Origin of the sequence: Hyphomonas sp. KY3, assembly GCF_017309975.1 — a bacterium.
Classification (GTDB): Bacteria; Pseudomonadota; Alphaproteobacteria; order Caulobacterales; family Hyphomonadaceae; genus Hyphomonas.
In genome coordinates, this window is the sequence record NZ_CP022271.1 from 521,738 (window position 1) to 538,447 (window position 16,710).

The following is a 16,710-nucleotide window of genomic DNA, read 5'->3' on the forward strand; positions in this document are numbered from 1 at the left end:
CGTTCCCGTTTCCTCATTTGGACGATCCTGCATGACTTCTCCCACTCCGTTTGATCTTGGTCCCGCGCATATTGTCGGCATTGGCGGCATCGGCATGTCTGGCATCGCCGATGTCATGATCACGATGGGCTATCAGGTGCAGGGCTCTGACATACGCGAGTCCGACAATATCCAGCGCCTGCGCGAGCGGGGCGCGAAGATCTTCATCGGGCACGCCGCCGAGAATGTGGAGGGGGCCGGCACGGTAATCATCTCCACCGCGATCAAGTCTGGCAATCCAGAGGTCGATGCGGCGCGCGCCACAGGTATTCCGGTCGTGCGCCGGGCTAACATGCTGGCCGAGATCACGCGGCTGAAGTACACGGTCTGCATTGCGGGCACACATGGCAAGACGACGACGACCTCGATGGTCGCGGCGCTGCTGGATGGCGCAAATATCGACCCGACCGTCATCAATGGCGGGATCATCCATGCCTATGGGTCGAACTACAAGGCAGGCGAGAGCGACTGGATGGTGGTCGAGAGTGACGAAAGCGACGGCACTTTTGCCAAGCTCCACCCGACCTGCGCCGTGGTCACCAATATCGACGCCGAACACATGGACCATTACGGGTCCATGGAGAAACTCCGCGAGGCGTTTGATACCTTTGTCGAGAACCTCCCATTTTATGGCTTTGCCGTCCTGTGCACGGACCATCCTGAAGTGCAGGGATTGGCTGCGCGCGTTACGGACCGGCGCCGCATCACCTATGGCTTCAACCGCCAGGCCGATGTCCGCGCCATCAATCTGAAAACCGATCTGTCGGGCGCGCATTTCGATGTCGCGCTGCGCCGTCCCGGCTCTGCCCAGCCGCGGATGATCGAAGGGCTGACTCTGCCGATGGCGGGCGAGCACAATGTCCAGAATGCGCTGGCCGCCGTTGCTGTCGCGCTGGAACTTGGCGCCACAGACGATCAGGTCCGGACCTCGATGGGGCAATTTGGCGGGGTGAAGCGCCGCTTCACACAGGTCGGGGAATGGGTGCCGGTCGAAGGCAAGCCGCCCGTCCGCATTATTGATGATTATGGTCATCACCCGGTAGAGATTTCGGCCGTATTGAAGGCTGCACGGGCCATGCAGGGGCAAGGCCAGCTGATCGCGGTTTGCCAACCGCATCGCTATACACGTCTGCGCGACCTGTTCGAGGATTTCTCCCGCTGTTTCGACCAGGCTGACCATGTGTTGGTCGCGCCGGTCTATGAAGCGGGCGAGAGCCCGATTGACGGGTTCAACCATGAGACCCTCGTCGCCAGCATAGTCCGCAATGGCCATCGCGGTGCTGCAACGATCCCGTCCATGGAGGCATTGCCAGAGACATTGAAAGCCCTGGCTGAGCCCGGCGCGATGGTGGTTTGTCTCGGCGCGGGGGACATCACCAAGTACGCGGCCGAATTGGCGGAAAAGCTGTCGGCCTGACGTTGCGACAGCGGCAAAACCGCTTTCACTTTCTTTCCGAATGTGCACGCTAGTCGACAGATGCCGGCAAGCGGCACTTGGGAGGATACCGCATGACCGAGACATCCATTTCGCCCGGCCAGGACGAAGAAGCTGCAATTGTAGCTGCGCAAGGCGCGCACACGGCCGGGGAGGGCGGAGCGCTCGGCAAGACGGGCTTTGCGTGGGCCTGGTTCGAATGGGCGCGCAATCCCTATTATATCCTCATCATCATCTATGTGTTCGCGCCCTATTTCGCCCGCGACATCATTGGCGCGGACATAATGGCCAGCGGAGAGCTGGAAGGGATGGACCCGGAAACCGCGCGCCAGGTTGCTGGCGCAAAAGGACAGGCCGTGGTGGCGTCCCTGTCAAAATGGGCGGGCGCGATTGCGGCGCTGACGGCGCCCTTCCTCGGAGCGGCATTCGACCGGGGCCTGAGGCGCAAGCCGCTCCTGATCCTGTTCCTCGGTGTCCTGTCTGTGCTCAGCTTCCTGCTCTGGTGGGCCGTGCCTGGCGAATCCGGATTTTCCACCGGCACAATCATCGCCATCCTCATCGCAGCCTATGTCACCTACACATTCAGTGAGGTGACGCATAACTCCATGCTTCCCGACGCCGCCCGGCCAAGCGCCCTCCCGGCCGTGTCGGGCTTTGGTTTGGCACTCGGCAATGCGGCGGCGACGCTGTTGTTCGTTGCAATCGTCTTCATGTTTGCCCTGCCGGATATGCTGAACTGGCCATTCGCGGAGCCCCTGTTCGGTATTGATACCGCACGGTACCAGCATTTCCGCATTGCCGGACCGATCTGCGCGGTATGGCTGGCCGTGATGATCGTTCCGTTTTTCCTTTACGCCAAAGATACGGGTGTGAAGGGGACCCCGTTTTTCCCATCGGTCAAAGAAGGGGCTGCGGGGGTTGTCCGCACAGTGCGCAAGGCAGCTGAATATCGGGAAGCGTTCAAATTCCTGATTGCGCGTACCATTTATGCCGATGGCATGTTCGCCCTGCTGGCGCTGGCGGCCGTCTATGTCAGCCTGTTCCTCGGCTGGGGCATTGTCGAGCTGACCGTCTACGCAATCTGGGCCTCGATCTGGGCGGCGATTGGCGGTGTGGCGGGCGGCTGGTTCGATTCAAAGCTCGGCCCGAAGAATGCGCTCCTGATGGAGCTGATGGCAATCGTCATCATCTTGTTCTTTGGCTTGTCCGTGACGCGGGATTCCATCCTGTTCGGCCTGATCGAGAACCGCGAACTGTGGCAGGCACCCGTTTTCTCCAGCCTGTCTGACGTCACCTACCTGCTGAACGGGGCGCTGATCGGCGTGTTCGCCACGGCGAACATTTCGTCGAGCCGGTCAATGCTGGTCCACATTGCACCAACGCATATGCGGGGGGAGTTCTTCGGGCTTTATGCGATTGCGGGCACCGTCACTGTCTGGATCGGGCCCTTGCTGATCGAATTGTTCACGACATGGTCGAACAGCCAGCGAGTCGGCATGTCTGCCATCGCGCTTCTGTTCTTTTGCGGCTTTGCGGTACTGACAACCGTGAAAGTGTCCAAGACGCCTGCTGAATAGAGGGCAGGGGGACCCTAGCTGGTCGGGCCGAAAGAATCGCCAGTTCCGAGGGTCACGCGGGCAATTGCGTCGACACGGCGAGGACGGAGATAGAATTCATCGTCGATCGTCATCGTTGTGTTGAGGAAGCCACCAATCTTGCTGTCATACTCATAGACGACTTCGGACAAGATGATCGATCCTGGCGACGAGATGATCCCGCTTGGGACCGTGACCGTCGCGCCTTTGGAATAGGCGGTCATCTTGTAGGCGTCTGACCATGCGACAACGGCCTTGCCGTCTCCACTGTCGACGATGCTGGTGATCCGCATGGTGGCGCTCTGTGCCTCATATGGCTGCATCATGACTTCTGCGGCGGCAAACATTTCTTCCATGTCTTCGTCGGTCACCGTTGCGAGACGTGCGGTCAGGTCGCCAAGGCTCGCCGTGGTTGATGTGACGCGGCGATCCACCCGCATAAGCAGGCTCAGCTCGACCGCGCCCAGATAGATGAAAATCAGGATTGGTGCGATCAACGCAAATTCGACCGCAGAGACGCCTTCCTCATTATAGCGAATGCCGCGCACACCGCGCCATTTGAGACGGGGATTGAGTCGAGAGAGCAGGGATTTCTTGGTCATGGTCATCAATCTCCGAAAGGCTCGTTGCGGAACACCGCATTGGCCTGAAGCAGGTGGCGATTGTTTGGAAGGTTGGACAAAGGTGTCGATACCCACGGGGTCATGAGGGACCACTCATAATAGACACGCACAGCCACAATATCATTGGCCGAGCCGGGATCATATTTGAAGTCGGTATCATCAATTTCACCGTCACCGGCCAACGGCGTGGTCAGGTCGGCGAGGCTGAACTTGTCGAGCGAGCGCACGTCAATATAGAGGCGATCATCGCAATTGAGCAGATTGTAGAACTTTGAGCAGACTTCGTTCCGGAACTCGACTTTTGTGAAGCTGTTGTCCTGGGCCTGTCCGGTACGGATCTTTCTGGAGGCTTCCGCCAACGCATGTTCGAGTACTGTGGACATGATGAATATCAGGCAGATTTCCAGCAGGCCGAAGATCAGGAAGAAGAAAGGGACGGATACGAGCGCAAACTCGACGGCGGTCGCACCGCGCCGGTTTTCACACCATGCCTTGAACTTGCTGCGCAGTCGTGGCGCAAGAATGCCAAGTTGTAATGTCATTGTCGTCACCCACACAGACCCATTTGATCAGGTGAGGTGTCTATCAGATGTGGGTGATCAGCCAGTTTCGCGAATCTGTCGAATTTTATGTATTCGGGTCAGAGAAACGGTACGAACCGTCAATCAATTGCTGTCGGACAGTGCCTTCACGCCCGTTTGCTGATCGATATACTGTTCGAAGTGCTCCGGAGCATCGCCAACGCTGAGGGTTGAGCGGCAGGTAGGTGCACAGTCATATGTATAGTTGGATCCTGACCGGTTGATCGTCACCACATTCGCTTCATTCGCGACAACAAGGATGTCTGTGGAATAGATCTGGCGGCCAGATTTGTCGAAAATCAGCAAATTGGTGGTGCCAAACGTCTTGCCTGTAATGAAGATGAGCTTCTCATCATGGACCGCAACGTCTGCGATTGTCTGATTGCCCAGGACGACGCTGGCAGCTGCACTGCGCAAGTGAACCGGTATGGTTTTGTTCACCTCTACCGACAGAGGGCCCGCGACTGCGATTTGGGATACAAGCGCAGCGGCAACCGGCAGTGTGCAGATTTTCGCGAACAGATTCATCTTGCTGTCTCCAGACTTAATTCAGCCCGCGCACATTCTTCCAATAAGGTTGCACGTTTCCTAATAGCGTACCCACGACGACCAGATTTCGCTGTTCTAGTCATTATATGGGACTGGACCGGCAATTTCCGAATCACCAAAAGCCCAATATTTGCGGGCACTAAGAAGGTAAACGAAACCCTGTTTTGCCTTCACGGATTTTCTGTTTTCTTTCACGCGATATTGAGAATGAACCGGTAGTGTCAGTCATGTTCCGGGTAGAGGATTATTGCCGGGGCAATAACAATTGCATGATGGGAGTTTCCAATGTTTGCACGTTTTCTGAAAGACGAGTCCGGCGCTACGGCTATTGAATACGGTCTGATCGCTGCGCTTATCGCTGTTGCTATCATCGGCGGTGCTACCGCCCTCGGTAATTCTGTGAACGAAAAGTTCCAGGGCGTTGCCGACGACATGAACGCAGCCTAAGACCAAGACTTATTTAGTCTTGCCATACAAATGGAGCCGCCGGGGAAAACCTGGCGGCTTCTTTTTTATGCTCATACGGCGGAGCTTAAAAACTTCCTTCAATCTTTTGGGTCAGCATGCTTCGCAACAGACTTGAAGGAAGCCCTCAATGATCCTGGCCATGATTGCCGGCCTGTTCCTGGCCTTGTGCGTTTTTGCAGCGCTTCATGATGTGAATCGCCTGACGATTCCGAACTGGTTGAACGTGACGCTCGCAGTGTTGTTCGTGCCGGCAGCGTTCGTTTCAGGCGTTCCGATGGAAATCATCGGGGGACACCTTATTACTGCCTTGTGTGCCTTCCTGATCGCGTTCGGCTTGTTCGCGTTCAATATCGTTGGGGGAGGGGACGCCAAGATGATCCCTGCCGTGATGCTTTGGGTCGGGCCGAGTGCCAGCATCACATTCCTGTTCGTGATGGCTGTAGCGGGTGGCGCATGCGCCATCCTCATCATTCTGGTTCGCAAGACCATGCCGGTTGAAGTGGTTCCGGGAGCTGTCCGCGCCCCTTTCGAGGAAAAGGCGGGCGTTCCCTATGGAGTCGCGATTGCTGCGGGTGTTTTTGCCGCCGGTCCCCAGTCGCCATTTCTTACCGATGTATTAAGCCGGATCAGTCTTTTCAGTTAACGATGCTTTAGTGGCCTTGTGAAAAGGTCGCCTTTGACCGGACCACTCTGAATCGTTCAGGGCCGTCCGCGGAGTCTTGTTTCCAGAGGAGTGGGGCCTCATGTCGCCAATTCGTCTAATCATCCTGATCGGCGCTGCGGTTGCCGCAATTGCGGCGGCTTTCCTTGTCCGCAATCTCGCGCAGGCACCTGCGCCGACGATCCAGACTGAGCAGCAGACCGTGGTCGAAACGCGCGAAGTGTCCGAGACGAAAGTGCTTGTTGCACGCCGTGACCTGGACATCGGTGACCTCGTGACCGTGGATGATCTGGAATGGGCGGACTGGCCGGAAAAGAGTATTGTTGCTGGCTATCGCACGGAGACCGATTCACCGGAGGCGATAGAGGAGCTGGCCGGCAGTGTCGTACGGGTGCCTATCTTCGAGAATGAGCCGATCCTGCCTCGTAAGCTGGTGAAGAAGGGTGATACGGGCACGATGGCCGCGCTGATTGAGCCCGGCATGCGCGCCATGTCCGTCGAAATATCTACAGAATCGGCATCCGGCGGCTTTATTTTGCCGAATGATCGGGTGGATGTGATCCTGACATATCAAGCCACGATGCAGATGAATGGCGAAATGGTGCCGCAGACTGCCACCGAAACCATTATTCAGAACGTGCGTGTACTGGCGATCGATCAGGTCTACCTGACATATGATGAAGGCGGCGCCTCTCAAGTGGGCAATACGGCCACGCTGGAAGTGGATAGCAAGGAAGCCGAACTGATTGCGCTTTCGCAGCGCAAAGGCGCGCTTTCGCTATCGCTGCGTCCCTGGTCGGATGTTGGGGATAGCTATGACCGGGCAGCACGGATCGACATGCTTGAGAATGGCGGCAACAGCAATGGTGGCATTCTGATTTATCGGAACGGCAAAGCATCAAATGCCGGGCCGGGGGGAAGCTGAAAATGAAATTGTCCAGGATTTTACCGGGTCTTGCAGCATTGGCATCAGCCATTGCGCTCGTTCCGGTGGCACAAGCCCAATCAGATAGTTTGGGGACACGGATCACGCATCCGGGTCAATCGGAATACAGCCAACAGGTCACACTCGGCCTGAACAAGTCGATGATTGTCGAACTCGACACTCCGGCCGCCGATGTCGTCATCACCAATCCGGACATTGCCGACGCGGTCGTGCAGACGGCGAAACGTATCATCTTCCGGGGCGTGAGCTTTGGACAGACCAATGCGTTCGTATTCGACAATGCAGGCAATCAGATCCTCAATCTCGAAATCGGGGTCGAGATGGACATGGCATCGCTGGAGCAGCTCGTGGCACGCCATGTGCCCGGCGCCCGTGTGCGCATTGAGGGCATGAATGGTAGCGTTGTTCTGACTGGTTCGGCGGACAGTTTGAGCGCGTCCAATGCCGTTGAGCGTCTCGTCTCAGCCTATGTGCAGGCTGGTGAAAACACGCAAGTCATCAACATGATCAGCATCGCTGCGAAAGACCAGGTGCTTCTGGAAGTGCGCATCGTCGAGATGCAGCGCAATGCCGTCAAACAGTTGGGCATCAATTTGACCGGATCGCCGGGTTTCGGAGATCTGGCTGCATTGGTGGAGCGGCAGCTATTTGTGGATAATGGAAGCGGTGTGCCGGTGGATTCCGGGACCACCGCGCTTGCGCCGGGCCTGCCATATTCTTTCAATGGCGATATCGGCAGTTCACTGAGCTATCCGGTTCAGGGACAGAGCCTTGGCGGCTTCGGTGGCACAATTGGTTACCAAAACTATGTCGGTACGGATTTGCAATCCAGTATCGGGGCCGAAATCAATGCATTGGAGCGGATTGGCGTCGTGCGCACGCTGGCCGAACCGAATATTGTCGCCATGTCTGGCGAAGCTGCGAAATTCCTTGCCGGGGGTGAATTCCCGGTTCCTGTCGGCCAGGACAATAACGGACGCATTACCGTCGAGTTCAAACCCTATGGTGTTGGCCTTGGCTTCACGCCGGTCGTGCTGTCAGAAGGGCGCATTTCGCTGAAAGTGTCGACTGAAGTATCAGAGCTCTCGTCAGAAGGTGCCTTTCAGGGAACCAGCACAACGACGATTGATGATTCCGGCAATGTTGTGACAGTGGAGGGCGTGACACTACCAGCCTTGTCAGTGCGGCGCGCTGAATCGACGATTGAACTTCCGTCCGGCGGCTCCATGATGATGGCAGGTCTCATCCAGACACGGTCACGTCAGAGCCTTGACCAAGTTCCAGGCCTGAAGAAGTTGCCGATCCTTGGGGCTTTGTTCCAATCACGTGACTTCATTCAGGAAGAGACCGAACTGGTCGTGATCGTCACTCCGTATCTGGTGGATCCAACGTCCAAGGATCAGTTGCGGACACCGGCAGATGGCTTCGCCAATGCGTCGGACGCCAAGACCATCTTCTTCGGAAAGATCAATGAGCAATATGGCAAGAACGGCGCCAAGGTAGACGCTTCCGACTATCGTGCACCCGTTGGATTTATTGAGGAGTAGGGGACCCAGGATGACCAGGCTATTGACTTCACCTCTTGCTCTGGCCGCGGCGCTCGGCGCCCTGACCGTGACGGGCTGTTCCAGCGCGGCACCGACTGCCGTGCCGGCATCATATCTTCAGGGTACGCCGCTTGATCGAAATCCCATTACTGTTGCAAAGCGCACGGAATTTCTTGAGATCGACATTCATCCCGAAGCTAGCCAGCTGAGCCTGAGTGACAAGGCTCGCATCCAGAACTTTGTGGCCAGCTACCGATCGGTTGGCCACGGCCCGCTGATCATGTCGCTGCCGGAATCGTCATCCAATCCCCAGCTCGCGGTATCCGCCGTTGCTGAAGCCCGCGAAATCGCGTGGGAAAATGGCGTGGAGTACGAAGAGATCTCGGGCAGCAGCCATGGTGCAGAATCGACTGTGACGGAACCGATGATCCTTGCTTATCAGGCCTATGATGCGATTGCGCCGGATTGCCCGTCGCTCGCCTCCCTGAACATGGCAGACATTTCATCCAACAATGAGTTGCCTACTCTTGGCTGCTCAATCCGGACCAATCTTGCGGCAATGATATCGGATCCGGGCGACTTGTTGGGCCAGCGCGCTTTGGATGAGGGCGATCCCGTACGCCGAAGCACAATCCTTGGAAAGTTCCGCGAGGGCGAGTCAACCGGCGCCGAGCGGAGCGATGCCGAGTCAGGTTCTGTGTCGACTGCGGTCGGCAACTAGTGGGGACGAGAAGGACTTAGTAGATAATGTCAAACGAAAACGCATTGTTCGACGACGATTTCGAGGACGTCTTTTCCGAAGATTCGATGTCCGACCACACACCGTCTGATATCGACCTCAATGAGGTTGACGACAGCGTGGACCAGGCTGTTGCCGAAGGCGCACCCATGGGCCTGACTGCAGACAATGATACGCATGGCCTCGGACATTCAGAGCCGAGCGGTGGCGACGTCATGTTGCCCGCCATATCCATCAAACTGTTCTATGAGCGCGCGGAAACACGCGGTCTGCTGGAAGTCAGCGCGCAAGACCGACGTATGGGCCGGGCTACGGTCGAATGCATCCCCGGCGGCATTCCCGCGGCCATTGCGTATATGAGCGAGAATCCGACTCCCAATCTGCTGATGATTGAATCGTCGGAATCGGCTGGGCAGGTTGTTCGTGAAATCGATGCGCTTGCTGAGCATTGCGACGAGACTGTCAAAGTCATGGTGATCGGTGCCGTCAACGATATCATGCTGTATCGACAGCTCATTGCGCGCGGCGTGAGTGAATATCTGGTGCCGCCGTTCCAGCCCTTGCAAATCATCCGTTCAATCGGTGAGTTGTTCGTCAACCCGGACTCGCCATTTGTCGGAAAGCAGATCTCTGTTGTGGGCGCAAAGGGCGGAGTAGGGGCCTCGACAATCGCGCACAATTTGTCTTGGGCGCTTGCTGAGAACGTCAAGGTCAATACCACGCTTGTGGACCTGGACCTTTCCTTCGGAACGACGGCTCTGGACTTCAATCAGGAGACGCCTCAGACAGTGGCTGATGCGCTGCTCGCACCGGAGCGCGCCGACGAATCCGTTATTGAACGTTTGCTGGCCAAGCCGACAGACCGACTGTCCTTGTTTACAGCGCCCGCCACGATCAATCAGATCATGGATATTCCGGACGAAGCCTACACCACCGTGATTGAGGGCGTACGGCGTAATGTGCCGTACCTGGTGCTTGACTTACCGCATATCTGGTCAAGCTGGATGCTCAGCACATTGATTGCCTCTGATGAAGTGATTGTGGTCTGCCAGCCAGATCTCGCATCGCTTCGGAACGGCAAGAACATGATTGACCAACTCAAGGCAAAGCGGCCGAACGACCATCCACCGCGTCTCGTGCTGAATATGAGCGGAGTGCCAAAACGTCCGGAAATTCCGGTGAAGGATTTCGCGGCTGCCATCGGTGTAGAGCCGGATGTCATTCTGCCTTTCGATCCTGAGCTGTTCGGTACGGCCGCGAATAACGGCCAGATGATCTCTGAAACGGATCCGGCGTCTAAGTCGGCGCAGGCCATCGACCATCTGGCATCCACGCTGACAGGCCGGGCGGTGGAGCCTCAGGAGAAGTCGTTCCTTAAGAAATTGCTGGGAAAGTGACCCCTAGGGGGAATTTCATATGGCCTTTGGAAAACGACCTGCCTCAAGCGCGCAACTAACAGCACCAGCGCCAGCTCCAAAGCCGGCCCCGGCGGCTGAGGTGAAGCCGAAGCCGACGCCCAAAAAGCCACCTGTGCCCGACCCGGTGCCGGTGAAGGGCGCGCCGAAACCTCCGTCGGCGGGTGGTTCCAAACCCGTGCGCGTGCAGGCGCCGGAAGCCAAGCCGGAACCGGTTCGCAAGGTGAACCAGCAGTCAGACCAGTATTATGCGACGAAGATGACCATCTTCAATGCGTTGATCGACACGATCGACCTGTCGCAACTCGCTCAGCTGGATGCCGAAAGCGCGCGTGAAGAGATCCGCGACATCGTCGTCGAGATTATCAGTATCAAGAATGTTGTAATGTCGATTTCCGAGCAGGAACAACTGCTCGACGACATTTGTAACGACGTTCTGGGGTACGGCCCGCTGGAGCCATTGCTGGCGCGCGATGATATCGCCGATATCATGGTGAACGGTGCCGATACGACCTATATCGAGGTCAACGGCAAGATTGAACGCACCAATATCCGGTTTCGTGACAATGCCCAGCTGATGAATATTTGTCAACGCATTGTGAGCCAGGTCGGCCGCCGCGTAGATGACTCTTCCCCGATCTGTGACGCCCGCCTTCTTGACGGCTCACGTGTGAACGTGATTGCCCCGCCGCTGGCGATTGATGGGCCAACGCTCACAATTCGTAAGTTCAAAAAGGACAAGTTGCGTCTGCAGGATCTTGTGAACTTCGGGTCCATTTCAGAGCCAGGCGCAGAACTTCTGCGTATCATCGGACATTCGCGCTGTAACATCCTGATCTCGGGCGGTACCGGTTCCGGGAAGACCACGCTGTTGAACTGTCTGACCGGCTTTATCGATCCGACCGAGCGCGTAATTACATGCGAAGACTCGGCGGAGCTTCAGTTGCAGCAGCCACATGTGGTGCGCCTGGAAACCCGCCCGCCCAATATCGAAGGCTCCGGCGAGATCACGATGCGCGAACTGGTCAAGAACTGTCTGCGTATGCGTCCTGAGCGGATCATTGTGGGCGAGGTGCGTGGACCCGAAGCGTTCGATCTGCTGCAGGCCATGAACACCGGCCATGACGGCTCGATGGGTACGCTGCACGCCAACAGCCCGCGCGAAGCTCTCAGCCGTGTCGAATCCATGATTACGATGGGTGGTTTTTCGCTGCCAGCCAAAACCATCCGGGAAATGATCGTCGGCTCAATCGACGTGGTCGTTCAGGCATCGCGCCTGCGGGATGGCTCGCGTCGTATCATGAATATTACCGAAGTCATGGGCCTGGAAGGTGAGACGATTGTACTTCAGGATGTCCTGAAATACGAGATCGATGGCGAAGACGCGGACGGTAAGGTGCTCGGCACGCATAGAGGCACAGGCGTTGGCCGCCCGCGCTTCTGGGAGCGTGCGTCCTATTACAATATGGAGCGTGACCTCGCCACAGCGCTCGATGCATTGGGGTCCTGACGCATGGACGCAAACATGTTGATCTACGTCATCGGCGGGCTCGCTTTTCTGACAATTGCTGGTCTTGGCATCGCCTTGACTGGTGACAAATCCGACGTCGCGCGCAAGCGGGCCAAGGCGATTGGCACGGGTGGGTCCGGCGCGAGCAAGCGCGACAAGGCAATGGACGAAAATGCGAAGCGTCGTCAGAAAACCCAGGAAATGCTGGATACGATGCGCAAGCAGGACAAGGAGCGTCGCAAGTCCATTCGTCCACAGAATCTCAGCTCTCGCCTGACGCAGGCAGGGCTGGATGTGCCTGTTTCCGCCTTCTGGATTTTCTCACTTGTGCTCGGCATGGCGCTCGGCGGCACAGTCTATATTCTCGGCTTCGACGGGCTCGTGATCAGCGGCATTTCGTTCAAGAGCCGGCCAGCGCTGGTCGGAGGTGCCTTCTTCTTCGGCGCCGTCGGCTTGCCGCGGATTTTGCTCGGCATGGCCACCAATGGGCGAAACAAGAAGATGATCAACCAGTTTGCGGACGCGCTGGACATCATTGTGCGGGGTGTGAAATCCGGTCTGCCGCTGAACGAGTGCGTTCGAATCATTTCCAAGGAATCACCTGAACCCCTGCGCTCGGAATTCGCCATGCTGACCGACAACCTGTCCATGGGGGCAGGGCTGGAGCGGTCGCTGAACACTTTCTACAAGCGCGTGCCGCTTCAGGAAGTGAACTTTTTCATGATCGTCCTGATGATCCAGTCGAAGGCCGGGGGCAACCTGTCTGAGGCCCTGGGCAACCTGTCGAGCGTTATTCGCGCACGCAAGATGATGCGCGAGAAGGTCAAGGCCATGTCGTCCGAAGCCAAGGCGTCGGCGATGATCATTGGGGCGTTGCCCTTTGTCGTGGGCTCTCTCGTCTACATGACGACACCGGCCTACATCATGCAGTTGTTCACGACGGATACGGGTCATCTGTTTCTAACCATCGGTGTGGTGATGATGTCCATGGGCATCCTGGTCATGCGCAAGATGATCAATTTCGATTTGTAAGGGACAGAGATGACGGACATTCTTGCATCACTGGCCAAGCCTGACGCGATCGCAGCCCTGCTGATCGCGCTCGCTGTCTTTGGTACGGTCATATCCGTGTTGCTCCCCTACTTGCAGACCGACAAGCTTGAGACGCGCCTGAAGGCGGTTACCGATCAGCGGGAAAAGCTGCGCAAGCAGAGCCGCGCAGCTCTGGACAATCCCAAAGGTCTTCGTCGAAAGGACGATTCTGTTGTCGGAAACATTTCGTCGAAACTGAACCTAGCGAAGGCGCTGGAAGATCCCAACATCGTCAACAATCTTGCCAAGGCGGGCCTTCGCGGCCCTGGGCCATTGTCGGCATTCTACTTTGCACGGATGACCATGCCGTTTGTCGGCGCGTTGCTGATGTTCTTCTACATCTTTTTCGTGAACGATCATGGCTTTGCACCAGTCCTGAAATATGGCTCATTGCTGTTTGGCGCGGCGGCCGGTTTCTACGCGCCCAATATCTATATTTCCAATGTCGCCCAGAAGCGTCAGCAATCCATCATGCGGGCATTTCCGGATGCGCTCGACATGCTGTTGATCTGCGTGGAAGCGGGCATGTCCATCGAACTCGGCTTTTCCAAGGTCAGTCAGGAAGTCGGCTCGGCATCTTCCGAACTTGCTGAGGAGTTTGGCCTGACGGTTGCAGAGCTATCCTATTTGCCCGAACGTCGCCAAGCCTATGAAAATCTCGCAAAGCGAACCGGCAATGAAGGTATCAAGGCAGTCTGTATGGCGTTGGGCCAGGCCGAACGCTACGGTACACCGCTGGGCGATGCGCTCCGTGTGATGGCGAAGGAAAACCGGGACATGCGCATGGCGCAGGCGGAGAAGAAGGCAGCAGCCCTTCCAGCTCAGCTGACCGTGCCAATGATCCTGTTCTTCCTGCCCGTGCTTTTCCTCGTAGTGCTTGGCCCGGCCTATATCGGGTTCAAGGCTTCGCAAGCCAGCGACGAGGCGTCAGTGCCATCGATCGAGCAGTCGGATACGAACTGGGGCTGAGGTCCGGGTGACTTCAGTGAAGCGCGCTCGCTGGCTGGTCCGGCGGGCGCGTTTCGTTTCTGGAGGGATGGTTTCGTCAGCCAGGCGTTCTGCGCAACCGCAGGCCGGTTGCAGCCGGAGCAGGGGCACTATCGTCGCTCTCCGCTTCAGACGATGGGCCTGCCAAGGCGAGAGTCTCTGATTTGACGGGTTTGGTGACACTGGCTTTTGGTTGGGTCGTCTTTGCAGGAGCAGGGGGCTCCACGGCCTCGGGCGCCTCTTGCAGCGCATCCCACGACCGGACTGGTTGGACCATTTCCTGTAGCAGGGCGGTATTCTTCTTTACGATGCTCTCGGGCGCATAGCGGCTGCTGACCTCAGCCATTTCCTCGTACCGGCCTTGCAGTCCCAGTACCAGGGCGAGGTTTTCGGTCACGCGCAAATCAGCATCGGGCTGGTCGGCGGCCAGTCTCAGTTTCGCCTCGGCGCCCGGCAAGTCTCCGGCGAGTGCCAGAGACAGGCCGTAGTTCGCGAGTGTCACAGTGCGAGTCGGTTCCAATGCCAGCGCCTTGTCATAGGCGGCCTGCGCCATGCCGTGACGTTCCATCTTGTCCAGCGTGATGCCGAAGGCTGACCATGTGTCGGGGCGTTGAGGTGCGACAATGGCGGCTTTTTCAAAGGCACGCGCGGCGCCGTTCAGGTTGCCCTCGGCGGAAAATACCTTGCCGAGTGCCATCAGCAGATCCGGATTTTCCGGATGCATGACCAGGGTCTGAGAAAGGACTTCGATCGCGCGCTCATTCGAGCCGATGCCGCGTAGCGCAGAGACGAACGTCATCGCCACGTCCAGATTCTTGGGATCCTTGGTGTGCTCATTGGCCCAGAAATTGGCCTTGGTCAGCGGATCTGAATTGTTTGCCGCTTCAATCTCTTCCGGGGTGGCAGGTTTCATCGCATCTTCAATTGCGCGGGCCATCTCTGCCTGGGCCTCTGCTTCAGGGTCTGGGGCAGATGCGCAGGCGCCCAGCGCGAGGATCAGCGCAGTCAGTGACGTTTTGGCTCTGGACATGAGCAGGCTCCGGGTTTGTATCTGAGACACTGCCAGCGAGTCTGGACTGAATGGCGTCAAGGATCAGTTAACGCCTCAGCAGATTCCATTAACTCTTCCCCCTGAAAGGGCTGAATTCCATGCACAAGAGCTTCACCGCCGACCCGAAGGGCGCCGTTGACGTCTTCCTCTACACTTCCAAAGCCTTCAAATCACTGGAGAGCGATCCGTTCCCCTCCGCGCGTGCCATTGCTGAAGGGCAGGCTTTTACAGGCGCGACAGGACAGATCGTGCTGGTGCCGGGGGAGGCAGGCGGTCTTGCCCGGGTGCTGTATGGACTGGGCAAGGGCCAGGATGCGCTGGCTGTGGCTGGCCTGTCGGCGAAACTGCCAAAAGGATCGTATCGCATAGTCGAGGCAGGTGGCATGGCGTTCAGCTCGGTTGCGGCCGGTTGGGCAGACGGTGCGTACCGGTTCGACCGATATCTCAAAGACAAGGCGACGCCGCCTCAGCTGGTGATTCCGGCAGACGAAGATGCCGACGCGCTGAGCCGCGAGGCGGATGCCTGCGCGCTCCTGCGCGATCTGGTCAACACGCCTGCCGCCGATATGGGCCCGCAGGACATTCAGGCCACGATTTCAAACCTTGCAGAACGTTTCGGCGCGAAACTCACCACAATTGTCGGGGATGCACTTCTGGAGGCGAACTATCCAATGGTGCATGCGGTTGGCCGGGCCGCGACGTTCGAGCCACGCTTCATGGAACTGGAATGGGGCGACCCGTCCCACCCAAGCCTTGCCCTTGTGGGGAAGGGGGTGACATTCGATTCCGGCGGGCTGGATCTCAAGCCGGGTTCGGGTATGCGGATCATGAAGAAGGATATGGGTGGTTCGGCGCATGTGATTGCGCTGTCGCAACTGATCATGAGCGCGAATTTGCCGGTTCATTTGAAGCTCTACGTGCCATCGGTCGAAAATGCCGTGGCCGGCAACTCTTTCCGACCGGGCGATGTGCTGTCCAGTCGCAAGGGCCTGACGGTCGAGATCGACAATACAGATGCCGAGGGACGTCTAATTCTTGCGGACGCACTTGCGCGGGCCTGTGAGGAAGAGCCGGACCTGCTGATCGATTTCGCTACATTGACGGGCGCCGCGCGCGTGGCGCTGGGGCCGGATCTTGCACCTTTCTACACCGATGACGAGGACATGGCGGACGCGATGGAAGCGGGTGCCAAGGCATCCGGCGATCCGGTCTGGCGCATGCCGCTCTGGGACCCTTACCTCGCGGATCTGAAGAGCCCGATTGCCGACCTCGTCAATTCGGGCGGGCGATTTGCCGGGTCCATTACGGCGGGCCTGTTCCTGAAGGAGTTTGTCGACGCCAAGAGCTGGATGCACTTTGATGTCTGGGCCTGGCGGCTCGGCAAATATGGTCGTCCGGAAGGGGGCGCGCCTTGCGGCCTGCGGGCGGTTTGGCAGATGCTCCAGACGCGGTACAGTTAGGCTTCGTATTTT

16 protein-coding genes are annotated in these 16,710 nt (G+C 57.7%); 12 read left to right on the forward strand and 4 right to left on the reverse strand.

The window, feature by feature from the left end; translation table 11 throughout:
- Positions 1-31 precede the first annotated feature (31 nt).
- Complete coding sequence (gene murC, locus CFA77_RS02785) at positions 32-1,456, forward strand: UDP-N-acetylmuramate--L-alanine ligase (RefSeq protein ID WP_206992158.1); 1,425 nt, start codon at positions 32-34, stop codon at positions 1,454-1,456.
- A 92-nt stretch (positions 1,457-1,548) separates the two neighbouring features.
- A complete protein-coding gene (locus tag CFA77_RS02790; RefSeq protein WP_206992159.1) occupies positions 1,549-3,051 on the forward strand; it encodes an MFS transporter in 1,503 nt (500 codons plus the stop codon).
- A gap of 14 nt (positions 3,052-3,065) precedes the next feature.
- Here CFA77_RS02790 and CFA77_RS02795 read toward each other — a convergent pair whose 3' ends face one another.
- From CFA77_RS02795 to CFA77_RS02805, 3 genes are all read right to left on the reverse strand, one after another.
- Positions 3,066-3,671 (reverse strand): TadE/TadG family type IV pilus assembly protein, encoded by a 606-nt coding sequence (locus CFA77_RS02795; protein WP_233347828.1) that lies wholly within the window; start codon positions 3,669-3,671, stop codon positions 3,066-3,068.
- 5 nt (positions 3,672-3,676) lie between these two features.
- Entirely contained in the window at positions 3,677-4,234 is a 558-nt protein-coding gene (locus CFA77_RS02800) for a TadE/TadG family type IV pilus assembly protein (RefSeq protein ID WP_034816417.1), read from the reverse strand.
- Positions 4,235-4,357: 123 nt separating this feature from the next.
- On the reverse strand, positions 4,358-4,801 hold the full coding sequence (locus tag CFA77_RS02805; RefSeq protein ID WP_051607959.1) for a pilus assembly protein N-terminal domain-containing protein: 444 nt from the start codon (positions 4,799-4,801) through the stop codon (positions 4,358-4,360).
- A 306-nt stretch (positions 4,802-5,107) separates the two neighbouring features.
- Here CFA77_RS02805 and CFA77_RS02810 point away from each other — a divergent pair, with 306 nt between their 5' ends.
- The 9 genes from CFA77_RS02810 to CFA77_RS02850 all read left to right on the forward strand — a co-directional run bounded on the left by CFA77_RS02810 (position 5,108) and on the right by CFA77_RS02850 (position 14,169).
- Positions 5,108-5,269 (forward strand): Flp family type IVb pilin, encoded by a 162-nt coding sequence (locus CFA77_RS02810; protein ID WP_084333459.1) that lies wholly within the window; start codon positions 5,108-5,110, stop codon positions 5,267-5,269.
- Positions 5,270-5,417: 148 nt separating this feature from the next.
- The gene (locus tag CFA77_RS02815; RefSeq protein ID WP_206992160.1) at positions 5,418-5,933 is read left to right on the forward strand and encodes a prepilin peptidase; all 516 of its coding nucleotides are present in this window, start codon (positions 5,418-5,420) and stop codon (positions 5,931-5,933) included.
- 100 nt (positions 5,934-6,033) lie between these two features.
- Positions 6,034-6,876: a Flp pilus assembly protein CpaB gene (gene cpaB / locus CFA77_RS02820; RefSeq protein WP_051607960.1), complete on the forward strand. Its 843-nt coding sequence runs from the start codon at positions 6,034-6,036 to the stop codon at positions 6,874-6,876.
- 2 nt (positions 6,877-6,878) lie between these two features.
- Positions 6,879-8,444 carry a type II and III secretion system protein family protein gene (locus CFA77_RS02825; RefSeq protein ID WP_206992161.1) on the forward strand — a complete coding sequence of 522 codons (1,566 nt, stop codon included), beginning with the start codon at positions 6,879-6,881 and terminating at the stop codon, positions 8,442-8,444.
- Positions 8,445-8,454: 10 nt separating this feature from the next.
- Positions 8,455-9,165: a CpaD family pilus assembly lipoprotein gene (locus CFA77_RS02830; RefSeq protein WP_206992162.1), complete on the forward strand. Its 711-nt coding sequence runs from the start codon at positions 8,455-8,457 to the stop codon at positions 9,163-9,165.
- 26 nt (positions 9,166-9,191) lie between these two features.
- Complete coding sequence (locus CFA77_RS02835; protein ID WP_206992163.1) at positions 9,192-10,580, forward strand: AAA family ATPase; 1,389 nt, start codon at positions 9,192-9,194, stop codon at positions 10,578-10,580.
- A gap of 19 nt (positions 10,581-10,599) precedes the next feature.
- Positions 10,600-12,108 carry a CpaF family protein gene (locus CFA77_RS02840; protein WP_206992164.1) on the forward strand — a complete coding sequence of 503 codons (1,509 nt, stop codon included), beginning with the start codon at positions 10,600-10,602 and terminating at the stop codon, positions 12,106-12,108.
- Positions 12,109-12,111: 3 nt separating this feature from the next.
- The gene (locus tag CFA77_RS02845) at positions 12,112-13,140 is read left to right on the forward strand and encodes a type II secretion system F family protein (protein ID WP_242517461.1); all 1,029 of its coding nucleotides are present in this window, start codon (positions 12,112-12,114) and stop codon (positions 13,138-13,140) included.
- 9 nt (positions 13,141-13,149) lie between these two features.
- Positions 13,150-14,169, forward strand: a complete 1,020-nt coding sequence (locus CFA77_RS02850; protein ID WP_206992165.1) for a type II secretion system F family protein — start codon at positions 13,150-13,152, stop codon at positions 14,167-14,169.
- Positions 14,170-14,245: 76 nt separating this feature from the next.
- Here CFA77_RS02850 and CFA77_RS02855 read toward each other — a convergent pair whose 3' ends face one another.
- Positions 14,246-15,217, reverse strand: a complete 972-nt coding sequence (locus CFA77_RS02855) for a tetratricopeptide repeat protein (protein ID WP_206992166.1) — start codon at positions 15,215-15,217, stop codon at positions 14,246-14,248.
- Between the two features lie 119 nt (positions 15,218-15,336).
- Here CFA77_RS02855 and CFA77_RS02860 point away from each other — a divergent pair, with 119 nt between their 5' ends.
- On the forward strand, positions 15,337-16,698 hold the full coding sequence (locus CFA77_RS02860; RefSeq protein ID WP_206992167.1) for a M17 family metallopeptidase: 1,362 nt from the start codon (positions 15,337-15,339) through the stop codon (positions 16,696-16,698).
- Positions 16,699-16,710: the final 12 nt, after the last annotated feature.